Genomic DNA, 18912 nt, shown 5'->3' on the forward strand with positions numbered 1-18912 from the left:
CTTAGCTGCTGCGAACCGCGGGAGACGCCGGTGCCGTCGCAGCAGCCCCTTGCGCGGGGCGCCTCGCGCCGTCTGCAACGCGCTTCTTCGGCTTGACCACGATCAATCCGTCGCGAATGGCCTGCTTCCGCGCCAGCTTCCTCATGCGTCGCACCGCTTCGGATTTCCGTCGCGCCGCCTGCTCCGACGGTTTCTCGTAGAACCGCGCGCGCCGCATCTCCCTGAAGACGCCTTCGCGCTGCATCCTTTTCTTCAATACGCGTAGGGCCTGATCGATATTGTTGTCGCGGACGAAAACCTGCACCGGCGGCTCCCTTGGTTGAGGCTGCCTTGGTCGACCAGGACTGCGCGACAGCCGCGTGCGCAGGGATGATTGGATCGGATTGGGTAGCTCCGCGATGACGTCGATCCGACATGGCCGCGCGGGTGCATTTGTCGATGTGACGCGACCCGACAGCACATGTCAAACAGGGGTCGTCAAACAGGGGTCGCCAAACAGGGCTCGTGAAGGCTCGTCCGCCTTGCGCTGGACGCCCTTGAGTTTGAGTCCCCAAAGCCGCAAAGGTTCCGCAAAAGCCGCGGGCGCGATTAAATCCCGCTGTAGCCTTGCTAATATCGATGGTGAGGTATACCTTAGGGCTGTTCGTTCAGCCGCTGTGCCTTGTTGAATGCGCCCGCGGGCTCCTTTTCCATCGACATCGACGAATTGAAACGGTTCTGCGTGAGCGTCACGCGGAACGCACATGTGTGCTCTTTGGAGAAGAAAAATGACGACAGGTACTGTGAAGTGGTTCAACGGCCAGAAGGGCTTCGGATTCATTCAGCCCGACGACGGCGGCCAAGATGTGTTCGTTCACATCAGCGCGGTCGAGCGGGCTGGTCTTGCGGGTCTCGCTGAGGGCCAAAAGGTCAACTTCGAGGCCAAGACCGACAAGATGCGGGGCAAGGTCAGCGCTGAGAATCTCTCGCTGGCTTAAGTCCATCAGTGCCGTTTCACGGATGTACTGAAACGGCCATGCGACCCGCTCGATCCCTGGATTGAGCGGGTTTTGTCCGTTGCCGAAAGGGTGAAAGATGAGCGCCAGGAAATCGGCCGAACCGTCACCCGAAAGCATCGCGCGCACCAACCGTCAGCGCCTGGCTGCTCAGGAAGGCGCGCAAGCGATGCTCGATGCCGAAAAGCAGGCTGTCGACGTTCGCAAGAACATGGCGCGGCTTCGCGAGCTGCGCGAAGCCAGGGAAGTCGCCGATGCAACCCGCCAGGCTTCGTTACCGGCCCCGATCCCGGTGAAGCGCAAGAAGAAGCCGCCGCAATAGCCGATTTCGATATCGCTGCCGAACGACGGGAGAGGGCCGATCACATGCCAGGGAGAGCGGATCGTGCCTAGAATCAAACCGGACGGCGGTGGCACCATCACCTTCTTTCTCGCGCACGGCGCGGGCCGGCAGCTGTGCCGGCTTGCGACCACCTTTGCGACGCAGAAGCAGGCTTTCAGCTATCTTCAAAAATACCGGACGGAGTTCGAGCGCATCGCAAGGACGCGGCTGGATTCAGGAGAGCTCGAAGACGGCGTCGTCGTGCTGTCGATGCTGTAGCGCGCGTCTACCCTATTCTTCGTGGCCCTTCGGCTTGGCTTCGCGGGCCAATCGCTCCGCTTTCAGTCGCTCGCGGTTTTCGTTGAAGGAGTGCTGGTCCTTCGCATAGTCATTCATCGGCTCTCGCGTTTTGACAGGCTTGAACGCCTTGTTGGCTTCGCGCTTGGCACGATCGGAGGATTGATCTCTCAACATGTCGATCTCGATTGGTTGAACGTGTGTGGCCCGAATACGCTGATGCTCGGTCCGCGTTCGCGGGCCGGTGAAACAGCGCATTGTCCTTGGAGTGGAGAACTCGGGTCTGGAGAAACAACTGACGGCCGCCGCGTCGGTTCCTCGAAAGATGGTCCGACGCCAATAAAAAAACCGGCTAATCGCTGCCCGACTAGTCGTCGGCGCGCGGCCGTGGCGAGCGTCTGCGTCGAGATGCCCTGGGCCGAAATTTTGTTTGCGGCCAAGGGGGTCTTCCTCGCGCTGTGCTCGGCCGACCTTGCGGCGGCCATCCCGCGGATCTGCACCAACGTGTCAGGATTGATCGCGCGGCCTTTCACCGCGAGTTCAATACGGTCCTGGTGCAGCATTTTCGCGCGCAGCTGGCCGACGGGGCCCACTGATCAGGCGCGCACGAGGCTCTTATGCCGGAGCCTCCGGACGCTTTACAGCGCAAAGGCTGCGGCGGCCAACAGGCACGGTCCATCGCGGAGCATCCCGCCGGAGCCGGCGGCCTTTCGATTCTCGAGACGCCCGATCAACGATTCACGTCGACGTCGCGCGTTTCCGGCAGCATCCACATCGCCAGTGTGCTTACCGCGCACATGGCGGCCACGTACCAGGCCGGCGCCATCGGATCATGGGTGATCGCCAGCAGCCAGGTCACTACGAACTGGGTCGTGCCGCCGAACAACGAGGTGCCGATGGCATAGACCAGCGAGAGGCCGGTGCTACGCACCGCGATGGGGAGCAGCTCGGGCACCTGGACCAGTCCCGCCGCGCCGAACATCGCGGTGAGGGCCGCCAGCACGGCAGTCACCGTCAGCAAGGTCGCGGCATCCGGCGATCCGGATAGCCACATGAACAGGGGCACGATCAGAACCATCAGCGCCAGCCGCGGCAGCAGGTTGATCGTCCGGCGCCCGAACCGGTCGCACAATGCGCCGCCAACGAGCGCGAAAGCGAACGTCATCACTCCGCCCATCAGCACGCTGGCTTGCGCGAGTGCTGCAGGCAGCTTCAGTACCTGCACCGCGTAGGTCACCATGTAGTTACCGACTTGCGAGGCGACCGCCGTCGCCGCCGTGGCCAGCACGCCCAGGATAAGGATCCTGGTGTGTCTGCTGAACACCGAGCCGACAATGGCGGCTCCGGTGCGCTCTTTCTCGCCGCCATGGGTCTCGGGCAGGCTGCGGCGGATGTAGACGGCGATGGGAACGAGCAGCAGGCTGACCAGGAACGGCACGCGCCAGCCCCAGGTCGCCAGGTCTTGCGGGGAGAGGATGAGCGAAAGGATCACACCGAAGATACCGCCAACCGCGACCGCAAGGCCCTGGCTGCCGATCTGCCAGCTCGAATAAAGGCCGCGCTGTCCGCGCGGCGCCGCTTCGATCAGCAGGGCTGTGGCCGGGCCCACTTCGCCACCGAGCGCGAGACCCTGCAGCAGGCGGCAGAGCACCACAATGATAGGCGCGGCGATGCCGATGCTGGCGTAGCTCGGCGTGGCAGCCAGGCCCAGGGTTCCGACCGTTATCAGCACGACCGTGAGGATCATCGCCGGCTTGCGCCCAGTCTTGTCGGCAAACGCGCCGATCAGAACGCCGCCGAGCGGCCGCGTGAAGAAGCCGACGCCAAAAGCGGCGACAGCCGCCAGCAGACTGCCGAATTCGCCCTGTACCGGGAAAAAGGTCTTGCCGATGTAGACGGCGAAATAGGCGTAGATGACGAAGTCGTAGAACTCCAGCGCATTGCCGGCGACCGCAGCGGCAACGGCCTTGCGGCTGATCGTTGCCTCGGACACGTCGCGGACTATCGTGGCGCCCTGTGGCGCGAGATCGGAATTCAGGCTGGTGGTGCTCATGAACGAACTCGCGGGTTTGATGGACGGGGGCCGCTTCAGGCTTCGACGCGGCAATGCGCCTGCAGGCCGTCGATCGCCTGCAGGCAGGCCTCGCGGCCTTGACGCCAGATGTCGTGCTTCCAGTCGTCGGCGTCGGGGTAGAAGGCCTCCTTGAGATCGCGCTTGATCTGCTGCGCAAGCTGCGGATCGGCGGTGCCGCGGCGGTGCAGCCAGTGCTCGGCGCGCAGCGCCGGAATGATCCGATCGCTGGGATAGGTGCCGTATTCCAGGCAGATGCCGATCTGCTCGGCCTGCTTGCACTCCTCGAACAACGCGGTCTGGATCGGACCGGTCAACGGAATGCTGGTCGAGCTGCCGGTGTGGACGTCGGTCAATTCGCCCCACCACTGCCTGGCGCGCGGCAGCACGGTGGCATCGAAGCTGGCGAAGATGCGCTCGCCGAAGCCGCGGGGCCCGAGCCCGGTGTGGATGTCGACCGAGGCGAGCTGCCGCACCTTCGGCGTATAGCGCTTCAGGATCGAACGGAAGGTCAGGTTGCTCCAGGTGGGCGCATGTCCGCCGAAGAACATGCCGTCGGCACGCTCGTACTGGCCGAGGCTGACGGCACGCTGCAAGCCGCGCGCACCGTGTCTTTCGGCGTAGGCTGCCAGCCCAGCTTCCGCGTCTGCTCCGGGCGGCCACTTGGCCGGCAGCAGCCAATCGTGGATCTCGGCGTAGCCGGCGTTGACCGGCAGCGGCTTCGTGAAGTCGACGAAGTTGCGGTTGAGGTCCACGTTCTCCTGCGTCACGCGTCGCAGGTGTGAAAAGCCGTAAGGGTTGATCGCATGCACATGCAGCACGGCGATGTCGGCATGCGCCGGCGCCCCCTCGGCCAGTAGGCCGATCTGCACGGCGGAACCGCAAAAGCCCTCGACCCCGTGCACGCCGCTCAGCACGATCAGCATTTTCGATGCGTCGGCCGGACCGTCCAGCACCACGTCCATCGCCAGCGTCTCACCTTCGGCACTGGGCAGGTCCAGCACATGGCTGTCCACCGAAAGCCCGCGGGCGCTGGCCGCGCTCAAGAACTTGCTGCGCGCGATGGCGTAGGTCGGGCTGAAAAGATCGAGGGGACTGGAGACCTTGTCGTTCATGTCTGCTCCTAACGGGATCACGCCGGCACCGGCGCGCGCTCGACGGGTCGCAGCCGACGCAACAGGCGCTGGCGGCATGCGGCACCGAATGCGGTGAAAATGGCCTGCGCCAGCGGGCAGTCGTCGATGCGCATCTCGGGATGAAACTGCACCGCCAGCGCGAAGGCCGGCGCGCAGGCGACCGAGAAGGCTTCCACCAGGCCGTCGGGTGCCGTGGCTTCGACGCGCAGGCCTTGCCCCAGCCGGTCGATCCCCTGGTGGTGGAGGGAGTTGACCCGCACGCGCCGTTCGCCGAGCAGGTTCGCAAGCACGCCACCCGGCGCGATGTCGATGCTGTGGCTGTCCTCGTACCACTGCTCGATCGGTCGGTTGTGGTCGCCCTCGCGATGGTCGAGCCGGCCGGGGCGCGTGTGCACTGCCGGATCGAGCGTGCCGCCGAAGGCCACGTTGATTTCCTGGAAGCCGCGGCACACGCCGAGGATAGGTACGCCGGCGGCAACGGCTCGCCGTACCAGCGGCAGCACCGCGGCATCGCGCGCTGGGTCAAGCAGCACCTCGTTGGGCAGCACCGGAGCTCCATAGCGGTCTGGCGACACGTTGGAGGGACTGCCGGTGAGCAACAGGCCGTCGATACTGTCGATGAGGCTGTCGGCGTCAAAGGCTCCCGCCTCGGCGGGAAGGCCCAGCGCCATGACGCCCGCACGTTCCGACGCCGCGCGCACATAGCCGTGCAGCACGGCATGCGCAGCGTGGCCTTGTCGATCGATCCGATCGGCGGCAGCGACCACGAGAGGACGGCGGGGAGCGTCTGCGCAGGTCATGTGCGTCCAGGGCAATAGCTAGGGATGCCCCGACTGTAGGAAGTGGACCGAGTTGCGTAAATTGCAATTTAACTCTAGTTTAGTTTCTTACTCTGCAAGTGACTCGCCATGAACACAAGGCAACTGCGGCACTTCCTTGCGGTCTTGGACCACGGCTCGCTCAGCGCCGCCGCCAAAATCGTGCATCTCAGCCTGCCGGCGTTGTCGCGCAGCCTTCGCTCGCTGGAGGACGAGCTGCGAGTGCCGCTGTTCGACCGGCAGGACCGGCGCCTGCGGCCGACGCCCTATGCGCTGACCTATGCCGATCGCGCCCGCCGCATCGTCTTCGACGAGAAGGAAGGCGCCCGCGCGCTGGCTCTGATGCGCGGCGGCGAGTCGGGGTCACTGAGCTTCGGCATGGGCTCGTCGATTGCCCGCATGATGATGGCGCCGATGCTGTTGCAACTTCTGTCGGAGGCGCCACGGCTGCAGCTGAGCACCATCGTGCAAAGCACCGATGCGCTGCTGACGGCACTGCGCCGCGAGGAGCTCGATTTCTTCATCGGCGATATTCGCTCCGTGGCGCACGACGGCCAGATGCGGGTCGAGCCCGTCTACCGCTGCAGTCTCGGCTGGTTCGCGCGTCGCGGCCATCCGCTGGACGGGCAGGCAAAGGTCGGCATCGAGGCGCTCAAGACCTATCCGCTCATTGGGGCCGGATATGCCGACGAGGCGTTGCTCGAGCAGATGGCGGCGCTTTATGGGCTGTCGCTGCCGTTGCAGGATCATTTCTCGGTCAGCACCAACGACGCGTCCACGCTGCTGGCGCTGCTCGCCTCCGGCAATGCGATCGCTCCCGCCACCGACGTGACGGTGGTCTCGGAACTGCGCGACGGCACGCTGGTTCGCCTGGATGTCAATCCGCCGCTGAACGTGCAACTCACCCTCGGCATCGTCGAGCGCGCCGGCAGGACGCGTGTGCCCGCGGCCGAGCGAGCCTTCGAGATCGTGCGGGCGCACTTCGCATCGGTGGGGCAGGCGGCCGACGGCAAGGCGCCGCGTGGCGGGGTGCGCCGCAAGGCCACGTCCAATGCCAGGACCCGCAAGAAGACGGCGCGATGATCGTCTTTTGCCACTGTTTTGCCCGACGGGTCAAGCAATTTTCTGAAATTACGAAATAACCGTTTGGCGGCAACGCGTTGGCTACTGTGCATGGGATTGTCTTTTTGGTTTCTGCCTTCGGCCTGCGGCCGCACGGCCTTTCTGACGCAAAAAGGGCCGCCTCGATGGGCGGCCCTTTCGTCTCACGCGTTGTGGTGTCGCTTACTCGGCGGCCTGCTTTTGCGGCGGGTCGAGCGCGCCGGACTTGTGGATCTCGGCGACCTGGTGGTCGCTGAAGCCGAGCACGCTGCGCAGGATCTCGTCGGTGTGCTCGCCGAGCAGGGGGGAGCGCTCGACGTCGCTCGGGGAGTCGGACAGCTTGATCGGGTTACCGACCGAGATGTACTTGCCGCGGGTCGGATGATCGACCTCGACCACGGTGCCGGTCGCGCGCAGCGACTGGTCTTCCGCGATCTCCTTCATCGACAGGATCGGGCCGCAGGGGATGTCGTCCTTGTTGAGGATTTCCATCGCCTCGAACTTGGTCTTGGTCATCGTCCACTGCTCGATGCGGGCGAAGATCTCGTTCAGGCGTGGCAGGCGGGCAGCCGGCTTGGCGTAGTTCGGATCGGTCTTCCATGTCGGCTCGCCGATCACGTCGCAGATCTTCTCCCAGACCGGGGCCTGGGTGATGAAGTAGATGTAGGCGTTGGGATCGGTCTCCCAGCCTTTGCACTTCAGGATGCGGCCGGGCTGGCCGCCGCCGGAATCGTTGCCGGCGCGCGGCACGGCATCGCCGAACGGAATGCCTTCGCCGAACTGGCTGTATTCCCTCAGCGGACCGTGGGCGAGGCGCTGCTGGTCGCGCAGTTTGACGCGCGCCAGGTTCAACACGCCGTCCTGCATCGCGGCGGTGACTTTCTGGCCCTTGCCCGAATGGGTGCGGTGATAGAGCGCGGTGACGATGCCGAGCGCCAGATGCAGGCCGGTGCCGCTGTCGCCGATCTGCGCGCCGGTGACGAGCGGGAGGCCGTCGCGGAAGCCGGTGGTGGAGGCGGCGCCGCCGGTGCACTGCGCGACGTTCTCATAGACCTTGCAGTCTTCGTACGGTCCGGGACCAAAACCCTTGATCGAAGCGACGATCATCTTCGGGTTGATCGCCTGGATCTTCTCCCAGGGGAAGCCCATGCGGTCGAGCACGCCGGGGCCGAAGTTCTCGACCAGCACGTCGCACTTCTTGATCAACTCGGTGAGGACTTCCTTGCCCTTGGGGTTCTTGGTGTCGAGCGTGATCGAGCGCTTGTTGTGGTTGAGCATGGTGAAATACAGGCTGTCCACGTTCGGGATATCCTGCAGCTGGCCGCGGGTGATGTCACCCACGCCCGGGCGTTCCACCTTGATCACATCGGCGCCGAACCATGCGAGCAGCTGCGTGCAGGTCGGTCCTGATTGAACGTGGGTGAAGTCGAGAATGCGAACGCCCTCGAGCGCTTTGGTCATCGTATATGCTCCGTACTCTGTCTGCCCCTGCACCCGCAGGGAATAAAGGGTTGAGGGGTGGACTTACTTCTTCTTCTGTAGAACGCTCTGCGGATTGAGGTTGCCGATGCGGCCGCTCTCAGAGCCGGCGGCCGGATCGATCACCGCGTTGATGAGCGTCGGCTTGCCTGAGGCCATCGCCTCGTTGACGGCGCGCTTGAGCTCGTCGGGCGAGGTGGCATTCACGCCGACGCCGCCGAACGCTTCCATCATCTTGTCGTAGCGCGCGCCCTTGACGAACACCGTCGTCGCGGGGTCGGCGTTGACGCTGTTGACGTCGGTGCCGCGATAGATGCCGTCATTGTTGAAGATGACGACGCAGATCGGCAGGTTGTAGCGGCAGATGGTCTCGACCTCCATGCCGGAGAAGCCGAAGGCCGAGTCGCCTTCAACCGCGAGCACGGGGTGGCCGGTCTCGAGGGCGGCGGCGATCGCCTGGCCCATGCCGATGCCCATCACGCCCCAGGTGCCGACGTCGAGACGCTTGCGTGGGCGGTACATGTCGATGACGCCGCGGGCGAGGTCGAGCGTGTTGGCGCCTTCGTTGACGAGGATCGCCTCGGGATGATCCTTGATCACGCTCTTCAGCACGCCGAGCGCGCCGTGATAGTCCATCGGCGACTTGTTGTTCATGAGCTTCGGCGCCATCTTGGCGACGTTCTCATCGCGCTTGGACACGATGGCCTTGGTCCATTCGGCCGGCGGTGCGGTCCAGCCCGTGGCGATCGCCTGGTTGAAGGCCGAGACGACCGAGCCGATGTCGCCGACGACGGGCGCGACGATCTCGACGTTGGAGTCCATTTCCTTCGGCTCGATGTCGACCTGGATGAACTTCTTCGGGGCTTCGCCCCAGCTCTTGCCCTTGCCGTGCGAGAGCAGCCAGTTCAGCCGCGCGCCGATCAGCATGACGACGTCGGAATCCTTCAGCACCGTCGAGCGCGCGGCACCGGCGCATTGCGGATGCGTGTCGGGCAGCAGGCCCTTGGCCATGCTCATGGGGAGGAACGGCACGCCGCTCTTCTCGACGAAGGTCTTGATCTCCTCATCGGCCTGCGCGTAGGCCGCGCCCTTGCCGAGGATGATGAGCGGACGCTTTGCACTCTTCAGCACGTCGAGCGCGCGCTTGACCGAAGCGGGCGAGGGGATCTGCGCAGGCGCAGCGTCGATCACCTTGACCAACGACTTCTGGCCGGCCTCGGCGTTCATCACCTGGCCGAACAGCTTTGCCGGCAGGTCGAGATAGACGCCGCCCGGACGGCCCGAGACGGCAGCGCGGATGGCGCGGGCGAAACCGATGCCGATGTCCTGGGCGTGCAGCACGCGATACGCCGCCTTGCACAGCGGCTTTGCGATCGCGAGCTGGTCCATTTCCTCGTAGTCGCCCTGCTGGAGGTCGACGATCTCGCGCTCGGAGGAGCCCGAGACCAGGATCATCGGGTAGCAGTTGGTGGTGGCATGCGCGAGTGCGGTGAGACCGTTGAGGAAGCCGGGCGCCGACACCGTGAGGCAGACGCCGGGCTTCTTGGTGAGATAGCCGGCGATGCCTGCGGCGTAACCGGCGTTCTGCTCGTGACGGAAGGAGATCACGCGAATGCCGGCGGCCTGCGCCATGCGGCCCAGATCCGTGATCGGGATGCCCGGCACATTATAGATGGTGTTGATGCCGTTCAGCTTGAGCGCGTCGATGACGAGATGAAAACCATCCGTCAGTTCCTGCTCGGTGCCCGGTGCTTCGGACTTGGTCGCGGTGTTCAGCATGGGCCTTGTCTCCCTGGTCTCAAGATAGTGGGGCGAGTGCTTCGCCCTTCTGGTGAATGTTGCTAGGTGAAGAGTTCCTGGCCGTGCGCTTCGACGTAAGCGGCAAGGCCAAGGGTGTGGTCGCGGGCGCGCTTCTCGGCGAGCTCGGTGTCGCGTGCCTCGAGCGCTTCGATCATGCCGAGATGCTCGGGCAGGGACGTCGCGGTGCGGTCCTTGCGGCCGATCGTCAGCTGGCGATAGCCGCGCACGTGCAGCAGAAGGTCGTTGGTGAGGTCGACCAGCACCGGCGATTCCGACAGCGAGATCAGCGCCTGGTGGAAGGCGATGTTGGCGCGCGAATATTCCTCAACGTGATCTTCGGGCAGGCGGTCCTTGCCAAAATCCTTGAAGTAGTCGCGCAGCGCCGTGATGTCCTTCTTGCGCGCGGTGGTGGTGATGAGGCGCGCCGCCATGCTCTCCAGCGCCGCCCAGGCGCGGATCATGTCGACGATCTCGCTCTTGGTCCGGCGCACCACCATGATGCCGCGGCGCGGCACGGTCTTCACGAAACCGTCCTGCTCGAGCATCGCGATGGCTTCGCGGATCGGCGTGCGGCTGACGCCCAGGCGCTCGGACAACGCGCGCTCGTCGAGCATCACCGGCTCGGGCGTCGAGTAGATGTCCATCTTGAGGATGGCTTCCTTCAAGGCGTCATACGCCTTGTTCTTGAAGCTGCTCTCCGGGGCAATACGAACGATTGCGATGTCTGCCTCGGCCATGTTCGGCAACGCCTTGGTTGGTTTCCGCAGTGACACGACGATTCTCCTCCAGTGGGAGTCGTCTTTTACAGGAATATTACCGGAAAGTTTTTGGCATACCACATGCCAGAATGTCAAGCTGGCTATTTTTTGCGGCGTTCTAAGGTGGCCTCTGACTTGACAAGTTGGCTTCTGGCATACCAAATGCCATCGCTAGCCATTTTTGATCCAAACCGGCGGTGTAGTCTAGGCATTTCTGCCACTGCATTCCGCCATGCGGAACAGAGCGCGGCGATGGCGAATATCACGGGCAGCCGCATCACGCGCGCTTTGCAAAGCAAGAACTGAAGGTCAAGGGAGAAGCTTATGTCCAATTCCAAAGACGTCGTCCGCAAGGTCCTTGACCAGGTCAAGGCCGACAACCGCACCAGCCTGACCGCCCCGGAAGGCAAGGTGGTTTGCGACGCCTACGGCATTCCGGTGCCGAAGGAGGGTGTGGCGAAGTCGGCGGGCGAGGCCGGCAAGATGGCGTCCTCGATGGGCTTCCCGGTGGTGATGAAGATCGTCTCACCAGATATTCTCCACAAGACCGAGGCCGGCGGCGTCATCGTCGGCGTCAAGACGGCTCAAGATGCCGAGAAGGCCTACGAGACCATTCTTGGCAACGCCAAGAAGTACAAGGCCGATGCCAAGATCGAGGGCATCCAGGTGCAGCAGATGCTGGCCGGCGGCACCGAAGTGATCGTCGGCTCGATCACCGACGGCTCGTTCGGCAAGCTGGTCGCCTTCGGCCTCGGCGGCGTGCTGGTCGAAGTGCTGAAGGACATCACCTTCCGCCTCGCGCCCGCGACCAAGGAAGACGCGCTCTCGATGCTCGACGGCATCCAGGCGCATGAGATTTTGAAGGGCGTTCGTGGCGGTGAGGCGGTGAACCGCACGGCGCTCGCCGATGTCATCGTCAAGGTCTCGCAGCTCGTCACCGATTTCCCTGAGATCGTCGAGCTCGACCTCAATCCGGTGTTCGCCACCGCAAAGGACGCGATTGCGGCCGACGTGCGCATCGTTGTCGACTTCGCCTACAAGCCCAAGCCGAAGCCGCGCCCGACCGAAGAGATCGTCGCGGCCATGAGCCGCATCATGCAGCCGAAGGCGGTCGCCGTGGTCGGCGCCTCCGCCGAGGACGGCAAGATCGGCAACTCCGTGATGAAGAACCTCATCAACGGCGGCTACAAGGGCGACATCTATCCGATCCACCCCAAGGCTTCCGAGATACTCGGCTACAAGGCCTATAAGAGCGTCAAGGATGTGCCGGGCGTGATCGACACCGCGGTGTTCGCGATCCCCGCGAAGTTCGTGGCCGCGGCGCTCACCGAATGCGGTGAGAAGAAGATCCCCGGCGCGGTGCTGATCCCGTCGGGCTTCGCTGAAGCCGGCGCGCCGGAGCTGCAGGCCGAGATCGTCGAGGTCGGCAAGAAGTACGACATCCGCCTGATGGGGCCGAACATCTACGGCTTCTACTATACGCCGGCGAACCTCTGCGCGACCTTCTGCACGGCTTATGACGTCAAGGGCCACGCGGCGCTATCGTCGCAGTCGGGCGGCATCGGCATGGCGATCATCGGCTTCTCGCGTTCGGCCAAGATGGGCGTGTCGGCGATCGTGGGCCTCGGCAACAAGTCCGATATCGACGAAGACGATCTGCTCGCCTTCTTCGAGCAGGATCCGAACACCTCGATCATTGCCCAGCACTGCGAAGACCTGAAGGACGGCCGCGCCTTTGCGGAAGCCGCCAAGCGCGTCTCCAAGAAGAAGCCGGTCGTCGTGCTCAAGGCTGGCCGCACCTCGGCCGGCGCGAAGGCGGCGTCGTCGCACACCGGCGCGCTCGCCGGTAACGACAAGATCTATGAGGACGTGCTGGCGCAATCGGGCGTGATCCGCGCCCGCAGTCTGCGGCAGCTGCTCGAATTCGCCCGCGGCGTGCCGGTGCTGCCGACGCCGAAGGGCGAGAACGTCCTGATCATCACCGGTGCGGGCGGGTCGGGCGTGTTGCTGTCTGACTCCTGCGTCGACAACGGGCTGTCGCTGATGTCGATGCCGCCGGATCTCGATGCGGCCTTCCGCAAGTTCATCCCGCCGTTCGGTGCGGCCGGAAATCCTGTGGATATCACCGGCGGCGAGCCCCCGATCACCTACGTCAACACGGTGAAGCTCGGCCTGTCGGACGAGCGCATCCACTCGCTGATCCTCGGCTACTGGCACACCATCGTCACGCCGCCGATGGTGTTCGCCCGCAACATGGTCGAGGTGAAGAAGGAGATGGAGGCCAAGGGCTTCGTCAAGCCGATCGTGGCCTCGCTCGCCGGCGACGTCGAGGTCGAGGAAGCCGCCGAATACCTCTACCAGAACGGCATCCCGGCCTATGCCTATTCGACCGAACTGCCGGTGGAGGTCTTGGGCGCCAAGTACAAGTGGGCGCGCGGCGCGGGCCTGCTCTGAGACGAAGACTTTCCCCTCTCCCCGCCTTCGCCAAGGATTCGGCGGACATGCGCGGGAGAGGGGAAAAGAACGAATGCAGGTCGCGATGGGCAAGAACGTGATCCGGCGCAAATCGCTCGAAACACGATCGGCAGCGGAGGCCGATCGTGACGGCGGCGTGCAGTCCGTCGACCGCGCGCTGTCGATCCTCGAGACGCTGGCCGAGGACGACGAAGGCTATCGCCTCAGCGATCTCGCCGTCCGCACCGGCCTGTCGGCCTCGACCGTGCACCGCCTGCTGGCAACGCTGGAAAGCCGCCGCTTCGTGCAATTCGATCGCGCCGAATCCAAATGGCATGTCGGCGTTCGCAGCTTTACGGTGGGCGCCAGCTTTGCGCGTCGGCGCAATTTTACCGCACAGGCGATTCCTTATCTGCGCAAGTTGCGCGATCTGACCCGCGAGACTGCCAATCTCGCCGTGGTCGACGACGAATTCATCATCGTGCTGACTCGCATGGAGAGCCGTGAGATCATGCGTTCGCTGACCAAGGTCGGCGGCCGTGTTCCCATGGTGACGTCTGGTGTCGGCAAGGCGGTGCTCGCGACCTATACCGATGAAGACGTCGGCGCGATCATCCGCCATCACGGCATGCCACGGCTGACTGAAAAATCCATCGTGCGGCCGAGCGACCTGTTCAAGGAGCTCGCGACCATCCGCAAGCAGGGTTTTGCGGTGGATGACGAGCAAGCCGAGATGGGCCTGCGCTGCGTTGCGGCTGTCGTCTACAACGCGCTTGCCGAACCGCTCGCCGCGATCTCCGTCTCGGGCCTGACCAGCCGCGTCACCGATGCCCGGCTGCCAGAGATCGGCCGCGTGGTGCGTGAGGTCGCGGCGGAGCTGACCGCCGCGCTTGGCGGCGTGACCCCCATCGTGAAACCGGCATGAGCCCGGTCTGCGGTCTGTCGTGACCGCCGAGGGAAATCAGCTCTGGCGGCAAGTGCCCCGACATCGGTATATCCATCCATCGTTGTCGCGTTCTTTTGGGGAATGCCATGCCTTCCGAACTTCGTTCGCCCCGTCTCGCCGTTCTGATCGATGCCGACAATGCTTCCGCAAAGATTGCGGATGGACTGTTCGAGGAGATTGCCAAGATCGGTGAGGCGAGCGTGCGCCGCATCTATGGCGACTTCTCCAATGCGCGATCCCGGGGCTGGGCCGACATCCTGTCGAAGCACGCCATCATCCCGCAACAGCAGTTCGCCTATACAACGGGGAAGAACGCGTCCGACATAACGCTTGTCATCGACGCAATGGACCTGCTTCACAGTGGTCGGTTCGACGGCTTTTGCCTGGTTTCGTCCGACAGCGACTTCACCAGGCTTGCCGCCCGCATCCGGGAGCAGGGCATCGACGTCTTTGGGTTCGGTGAACACAAGACGCCGGAGAGTTTCAGGCAGGCCTGCCGGAGGTTCGTCTACACCGAGAACCTCCTTGCCGGCACGCCGAACGCCCAGGACGCTGCCGCGAGTTCTGCGCCGCTTCAGCCCCTCGATGCCGCCACGCCGATCATCAAGAAGGTCATCACCCAGATGGAAAGCGAAGACGGCTGGGTGACGCTCGGGGACGTTGGCCGGCAGCTCGCCAATCTGGCTTCCGATTTCGATCCGAGGACGTTTGGCTTCCGCAAGCTCAGCGACCTCGTGCGCAAGACGAATTCGTTCGAGATCGAAGAGCCCAAGGGCCGGTCGATGCGGATTCGGGTCAAGCCCGCTGCCGCACCACCGCCGAGGACGCGGAACTCGCGCAGGCCTTCAAGTCGACATGCAAAGTCAGGGCCGGCGGGCGGTTCGCCGCCTAAGGCATAAGCAGGGCCTGCCGTTATATTTGAGCTTGCCCCGTCTGGCGCCCGGCGTAACCATCGCCCGGCCGTAACGCCACGCGAGGGTCCTGATGACCAGACTTACCCGCTTCGCCGTCGCTCCGCTGCATACGATGACCCGGCGCCTTGCCGACGTCGCCTCGGCGCGCCTCGCGCCCGATCTCGTCATCACGGGCGCGCGGGTGCTCTCGACCTATTCGGAGCGGATCCATCCGGGACGGGAGGTCTGGATCACCGGTGGCCGCATTGCCGCGGTGAAGGCCGCTGGCACGGCGAAGAAGGCGTGGAGCGACGTCGCGGTTTACGACGCCACCGGCGGTATCATCGCGCCGGGGCTGGTCGATCCGCACATCCACATCGAATCCTCCATGGTGACGGCCTGCGCCTATGCCGAGGCCGCGCTGCTGAACGGCACCACCACGATCTTCTGCGACAGCCACGAGATCGGCAATGTCATGGATGTCGCCGGCGTTGAGGCGATGCTGGAGGACGCACGTGAGGCGCCGCTCTCGATCTTCTTGACGGTGCCGTCGACCGTGCCGGCAACTTCGGCCGCACTGGAGACCGCGGGCGGCGATCTTACGCCGGACAAGATCGCCGGCCTGTTCGACCGCTGGCCGGAAGCCGTCGGGCTCGGCGAGAAGATGGATTTCGTGCCGGTGACGATGGGCGACGAGCGCAGCCACGCGATCCTCGCAGCCGCCCTGAAGCGCGGTCGGCCGGTGTCCGGCCATGTCTACGGCCGCGAATTCGTCGCGGCTTATGCGGCTTCCGGTGTCACGGACACGCATGAAGCGATCGACCGCGACATCGCCGACGATCTGCTCGATGCCGGCGTCTGGGTGTTCCTGCGCGGCGGGCCGCCGACGACGCCGTGGCATTCGCTGCCGCAAGCGATCCGGACGATCACCGAGCTCGGCGCCTCGCACAAGCGCACTGCTGTCTGCACCGACGACCGCGACGCCGACGACCTCTTGCTGTTCGGCCTCGACTGGGTGGTGCGCGAGGCGGTGAAGACGGGGATGTCGCCGGAGCAGGCCTGGTCGATGGGCTCGCTGCATGGCGCCACGCGCTTCGGCATGGAGGGCGACATCGGCGGGCTCGGCGGAGGCCGTCGCGCCGATCTCGTGCTGATGGACGATCAGCTCAAGCCGCAATCGACCTGGTATGGCGGCGAGCTGGTGGTCGAGAACCGCAAGATTACGCCTCGGCTCGATCAGGCGCTGTCGCAGCGCTATCAATATCCGAAGTCCGCCTATGTCACCGTGAAACTGCCGGAGAAGCTGAAGCTGACGCCGGAGCTGCCGGTGAAGGCCTGCATCGTCAACGCGATCAAGACCGCGCTGCCCGGCATTACGCTGATCCATGAAAAGGTCGCGATCGAGCCGGCCCAGGACTGGCCGTCGCTGTTTGCGCGCTACGGCCTGTGCTTCGTCACCGTGGTCGAGCGTCACGGCAAATCGGCGGGCAATGTCGCCTATGGCCTGCTCAAGGATTTCGGCCTGAAGCGCGGCGCGGTAGCCTCCAGCGTTGGCCACGACAGCCACAACATCATCGTCGCCGGCACCAACGAGCCCGATATGCAAGTCGCGATATCAGCCATCAAGGAGCAGCAAGGCGCCGTCTGCGTCGTCGCCGACGGTAAGGTGAGGGCGCTGGTTCCGCTGCCGATCGCAGGCCTGCTCTCCGACAAGCGCGTCACCGAGGTCGCCGAAGAGGTCAAGGTGCTGAAGAAGGAATGGGCGGAGGCCGGCTGCACCATCCCCTACATGGGCTTTAATCTCATTCCGCTATCGGTCATTCCGGAAATTCGCATCACCGACAAGGGCTTGGTGCTGGTACCGCAGATGAAGCTGGCACCGCTGTTCGAGTGATTTCTTTCATCCGCTTCTCGATGTAACCAATTGAGGCTGCCGCGATTTTTCCACGGCTGCCGCATCGTGGAAAATAAAATCGATCTCGTTGAGATCGCATCTCGCGCACCCGATGATCTCGCTCGCTGACTTAAACCGAGCGAGGTCCGATATGGCGAAGATGCGAGCCATCGATGCAGCTGTCCGTATTCTGGAGAAGGAAGGTGTCTCCACCGCCTTCGGCGTTCCCGGGGCTGCGATCAATCCGCTCTATTCGGCGCTGAAGAAGCGAGGCTCGATCCGCCACATCCTCGCGCGCCATGTCGAGGGCGCTTCGCACATGGCGGAGGGCTATACGCGGGCCAAGGCCGGCAATATCGGCGTGTGCATCGGCACCTCGGGGCCGGCCGGCACCGACATGATCACCGGGCTGTATTCTGCGATCGCCGATTCCATTCCGATCCTCTGCATCACCGGGCAGGCGCCGCGGGCGCGGCTCTACAAGGAGGATTTCCAGGCGGTCGACATCGAGTCGATCGCAAAGCCGGTGACCAAATGGGCCGTGACCGTGCGTGAGCCGGCGCTGGTGCCGCGCGTGTTCAGCCAGGCCTTTCATGTCATGCGCTCGGGCCGGCCGGGGCCGGTGCTGATCGACATGCCGCTCGACGTGCAGCTTGCCGAGATCGAGTTCGACGACGAGACCTATGAGCCGCTGCCGGTCTACAAGCCGACCGCCTCGCGAAAACAGGTCGAGAAGGCGCTGGAGATGCTCAATGTGGCCGAGCGGCCACTGATCGTGGCGGGCGGCGGCGTCATCAATGCCGATGCGTCCGACCTGCTGGTGGAATTCGCCGAGATCGCCAACGTGCCGGTGGTGCCGACCCTGATGGGGTGGGGCGCGATCCCCGACGATCACGTGCTGATGGCCGGCATGGTCGGACTTCAAACGAGCCACCGCTACGGCAATGCCACGCTGCTGGAGTCCGACTTCGTGCTCGGCATCGGCAATCGCTGGGCCAACCGTCACACTGGCTCGGTCGAAACCTACACCAAGGGCCGCACCTTCGTACATGTCGACATCGAGCCGACCCAGATCGGCCGCGTGTTCAATCCCGATCTCGGCATCGTCTCGGATGCAAAAGCTGCACTCGAGCTCTTCGTCTCCGTCGCCAGGGAGTGGCGGCGGTCAGGCAGGCTTCGCGAGCGCCAGGCGTGGCCCGCGGCCTGCCGCGATCGCAAGCGCTCGATGCTGCGCAAGAGCCATTTCGACAACGTGCCGATCAAGCCGCAGCGCGTTTATGAGGAAATGAACAAGGCGTTCGACCGCGACACCACCTATGTCACGGTGATCGGCCTGTCGCAGATCGCCGGCGCGCAATTCCTCGGTGTCTACAAGCCGCGCAACTGGATCAATGCGGGGCAGGCGGGGCCGCTCGGCTGGACACTGCCGGCAGCGCTCGGCGTGCGCGCGGCGTGTCCGGATCGCGACATCGTCGCGCTGTCGGGCGATTACGACTTCCAGTTCCTGATCGAGGAGCTTGCGGTCGGGGCGCAGTTCAATCTGCCTTACATCCACGTCGTCGTGAACAATTCCTATCTCGGTCTGATCCGTCAGGCCCAGCGCGGCTTCGAGATGGACTATCACGTCCAGCTCTCTTTCGAGAATATCAACGCGCCTGAGCTGGGCGGCTACGGCGTCGACCATGTTGCAGTTGCCGAAGGCCTTGGCTGTAAGGCGATCCGTGTCACCGATCCCAAGGATTCGCAGGCCGCATTCGCCACAGCGCGCGAATTGATGAAGAAGCACCGCGTGCCCGTGGTGGTCGAATTCATCCTGGAACGCGTCACCAACATCGCGATGGGGACCGAGATCGACAACATCGTCGAATTCGAGGAGGTGCTGGACCTGCCGCTCGATGAGGTCGGAAGCACACGCGTGCTGCAGCCGGCGGAATAGGGGGACAACATC

General features: G+C 64.3%; 17 protein-coding genes. 9 read left to right on the top strand and 8 right to left on the bottom strand.

Translation table 11 applies throughout. The features are described 5' to 3' along the window. Position 1 precedes the first annotated feature (1 nt). The gene (rpsU, locus tag ACLFLU_RS15100) at positions 2 to 304 is read right to left on the bottom strand and encodes a 30S ribosomal protein S21 (RefSeq protein WP_426412960.1); all 303 of its coding nucleotides are present in this window, start codon (positions 302 to 304) and stop codon (positions 2 to 4) included. Positions 305 to 767: 463 nt separating this feature from the next. Between rpsU and ACLFLU_RS15105 the strand changes: the two genes are divergently transcribed. From ACLFLU_RS15105 to ACLFLU_RS15115, 3 genes are all read left to right on the top strand, one after another. Continuing rightward, positions 768 to 977: a cold-shock protein gene (locus ACLFLU_RS15105; protein ID WP_028143038.1), complete on the top strand. Its 210-nt coding sequence runs from the start codon at positions 768 to 770 to the stop codon at positions 975 to 977. 97 nt (positions 978 to 1074) lie between these two features. Beyond that, the gene (locus ACLFLU_RS15110; protein ID WP_426412961.1) at positions 1075 to 1317 is read left to right on the top strand and encodes a transcriptional regulator; all 243 of its coding nucleotides are present in this window, start codon (positions 1075 to 1077) and stop codon (positions 1315 to 1317) included. Between the two features lie 63 nt (positions 1318 to 1380). Beyond that, complete coding sequence (locus ACLFLU_RS15115; RefSeq protein WP_426412962.1) at positions 1381 to 1596, top strand: hypothetical protein; 216 nt, start codon at positions 1381 to 1383, stop codon at positions 1594 to 1596. 12 nt (positions 1597 to 1608) lie between these two features. On the opposite strand, the gene ACLFLU_RS15120 is transcribed toward ACLFLU_RS15115, so the two are convergent. From ACLFLU_RS15120 to ACLFLU_RS15135, 4 genes are all read right to left on the bottom strand, one after another. Next, complete coding sequence (locus ACLFLU_RS15120) at positions 1609 to 1791, bottom strand: hypothetical protein (protein WP_426412963.1); 183 nt, start codon at positions 1789 to 1791, stop codon at positions 1609 to 1611. A gap of 553 nt (positions 1792 to 2344) precedes the next feature. Continuing rightward, entirely contained in the window at positions 2345 to 3667 is a 1323-nt protein-coding gene (locus ACLFLU_RS15125; protein ID WP_426412964.1) for an MFS transporter, read from the bottom strand. Positions 3668 to 3702: 35 nt separating this feature from the next. Further along, entirely contained in the window at positions 3703 to 4800 is a 1098-nt protein-coding gene (locus ACLFLU_RS15130; RefSeq protein WP_426412965.1) for a M14 family metallopeptidase, read from the bottom strand. A gap of 17 nt (positions 4801 to 4817) precedes the next feature. Then, positions 4818 to 5588 (bottom strand): gamma-glutamyl-gamma-aminobutyrate hydrolase family protein, encoded by a 771-nt coding sequence (locus tag ACLFLU_RS15135; RefSeq protein WP_426412966.1) that lies wholly within the window; start codon positions 5586 to 5588, stop codon positions 4818 to 4820. A 141-nt stretch (positions 5589 to 5729) separates the two neighbouring features. Between ACLFLU_RS15135 and ACLFLU_RS15140 the strand changes: the two genes are divergently transcribed. Then, positions 5730 to 6722 carry a LysR family transcriptional regulator gene (locus tag ACLFLU_RS15140; RefSeq protein ID WP_426412967.1) on the top strand — a complete coding sequence of 331 codons (993 nt, stop codon included), beginning with the start codon at positions 5730 to 5732 and terminating at the stop codon, positions 6720 to 6722. 201 nt (positions 6723 to 6923) lie between these two features. Here ACLFLU_RS15140 and frc read toward each other — a convergent pair whose 3' ends face one another. The 3 genes from frc to ACLFLU_RS15155 form a co-directional block, all read right to left on the bottom strand. Continuing rightward, positions 6924 to 8201: a formyl-CoA transferase gene (gene frc / locus ACLFLU_RS15145; RefSeq protein WP_426412968.1), complete on the bottom strand. Its 1278-nt coding sequence runs from the start codon at positions 8199 to 8201 to the stop codon at positions 6924 to 6926. A gap of 63 nt (positions 8202 to 8264) precedes the next feature. After that, entirely contained in the window at positions 8265 to 9998 is a 1734-nt protein-coding gene (gene oxc / locus ACLFLU_RS15150; protein ID WP_426412969.1) for an oxalyl-CoA decarboxylase, read from the bottom strand. Between the two features lie 62 nt (positions 9999 to 10060). Further along, the gene (locus ACLFLU_RS15155) at positions 10061 to 10756 is read right to left on the bottom strand and encodes a GntR family transcriptional regulator (RefSeq protein WP_166819518.1); all 696 of its coding nucleotides are present in this window, start codon (positions 10754 to 10756) and stop codon (positions 10061 to 10063) included. 345 nt (positions 10757 to 11101) lie between these two features. On the opposite strand from ACLFLU_RS15155, the gene ACLFLU_RS15160 reads away from it, so the two are divergent. From ACLFLU_RS15160 to gcl, 5 genes are all read left to right on the top strand, one after another. After that, positions 11102 to 13231, top strand: coding sequence for an acetate--CoA ligase family protein (locus ACLFLU_RS15160; RefSeq protein WP_426412970.1), 2130 nt, complete (start codon positions 11102 to 11104; stop codon positions 13229 to 13231). An 85-nt stretch (positions 13232 to 13316) separates the two neighbouring features. Beyond that, positions 13317 to 14156 carry an IclR family transcriptional regulator gene (locus ACLFLU_RS15165; protein WP_426413997.1) on the top strand — a complete coding sequence of 280 codons (840 nt, stop codon included), beginning with the start codon at positions 13317 to 13319 and terminating at the stop codon, positions 14154 to 14156. Positions 14157 to 14263: 107 nt separating this feature from the next. After that, positions 14264 to 15076, top strand: a complete 813-nt coding sequence (locus tag ACLFLU_RS15170; RefSeq protein ID WP_426412971.1) for an NYN domain-containing protein — start codon at positions 14264 to 14266, stop codon at positions 15074 to 15076. 85 nt (positions 15077 to 15161) lie between these two features. After that, on the top strand, positions 15162 to 16964 hold the full coding sequence (locus ACLFLU_RS15175; protein ID WP_426412972.1) for an adenine deaminase C-terminal domain-containing protein: 1803 nt from the start codon (positions 15162 to 15164) through the stop codon (positions 16962 to 16964). A 151-nt stretch (positions 16965 to 17115) separates the two neighbouring features. Beyond that, a complete protein-coding gene (gene gcl, locus ACLFLU_RS15180) occupies positions 17116 to 18900 on the top strand; it encodes a glyoxylate carboligase (protein WP_426412973.1) in 1785 nt (594 codons plus the stop codon). Positions 18901 to 18912: the final 12 nt, after the last annotated feature.

Source organism: Bradyrhizobium ganzhouense, assembly GCF_049949285.1.
GTDB lineage: Bacteria > Pseudomonadota > Alphaproteobacteria > Rhizobiales > Xanthobacteraceae > Bradyrhizobium > Bradyrhizobium ganzhouense.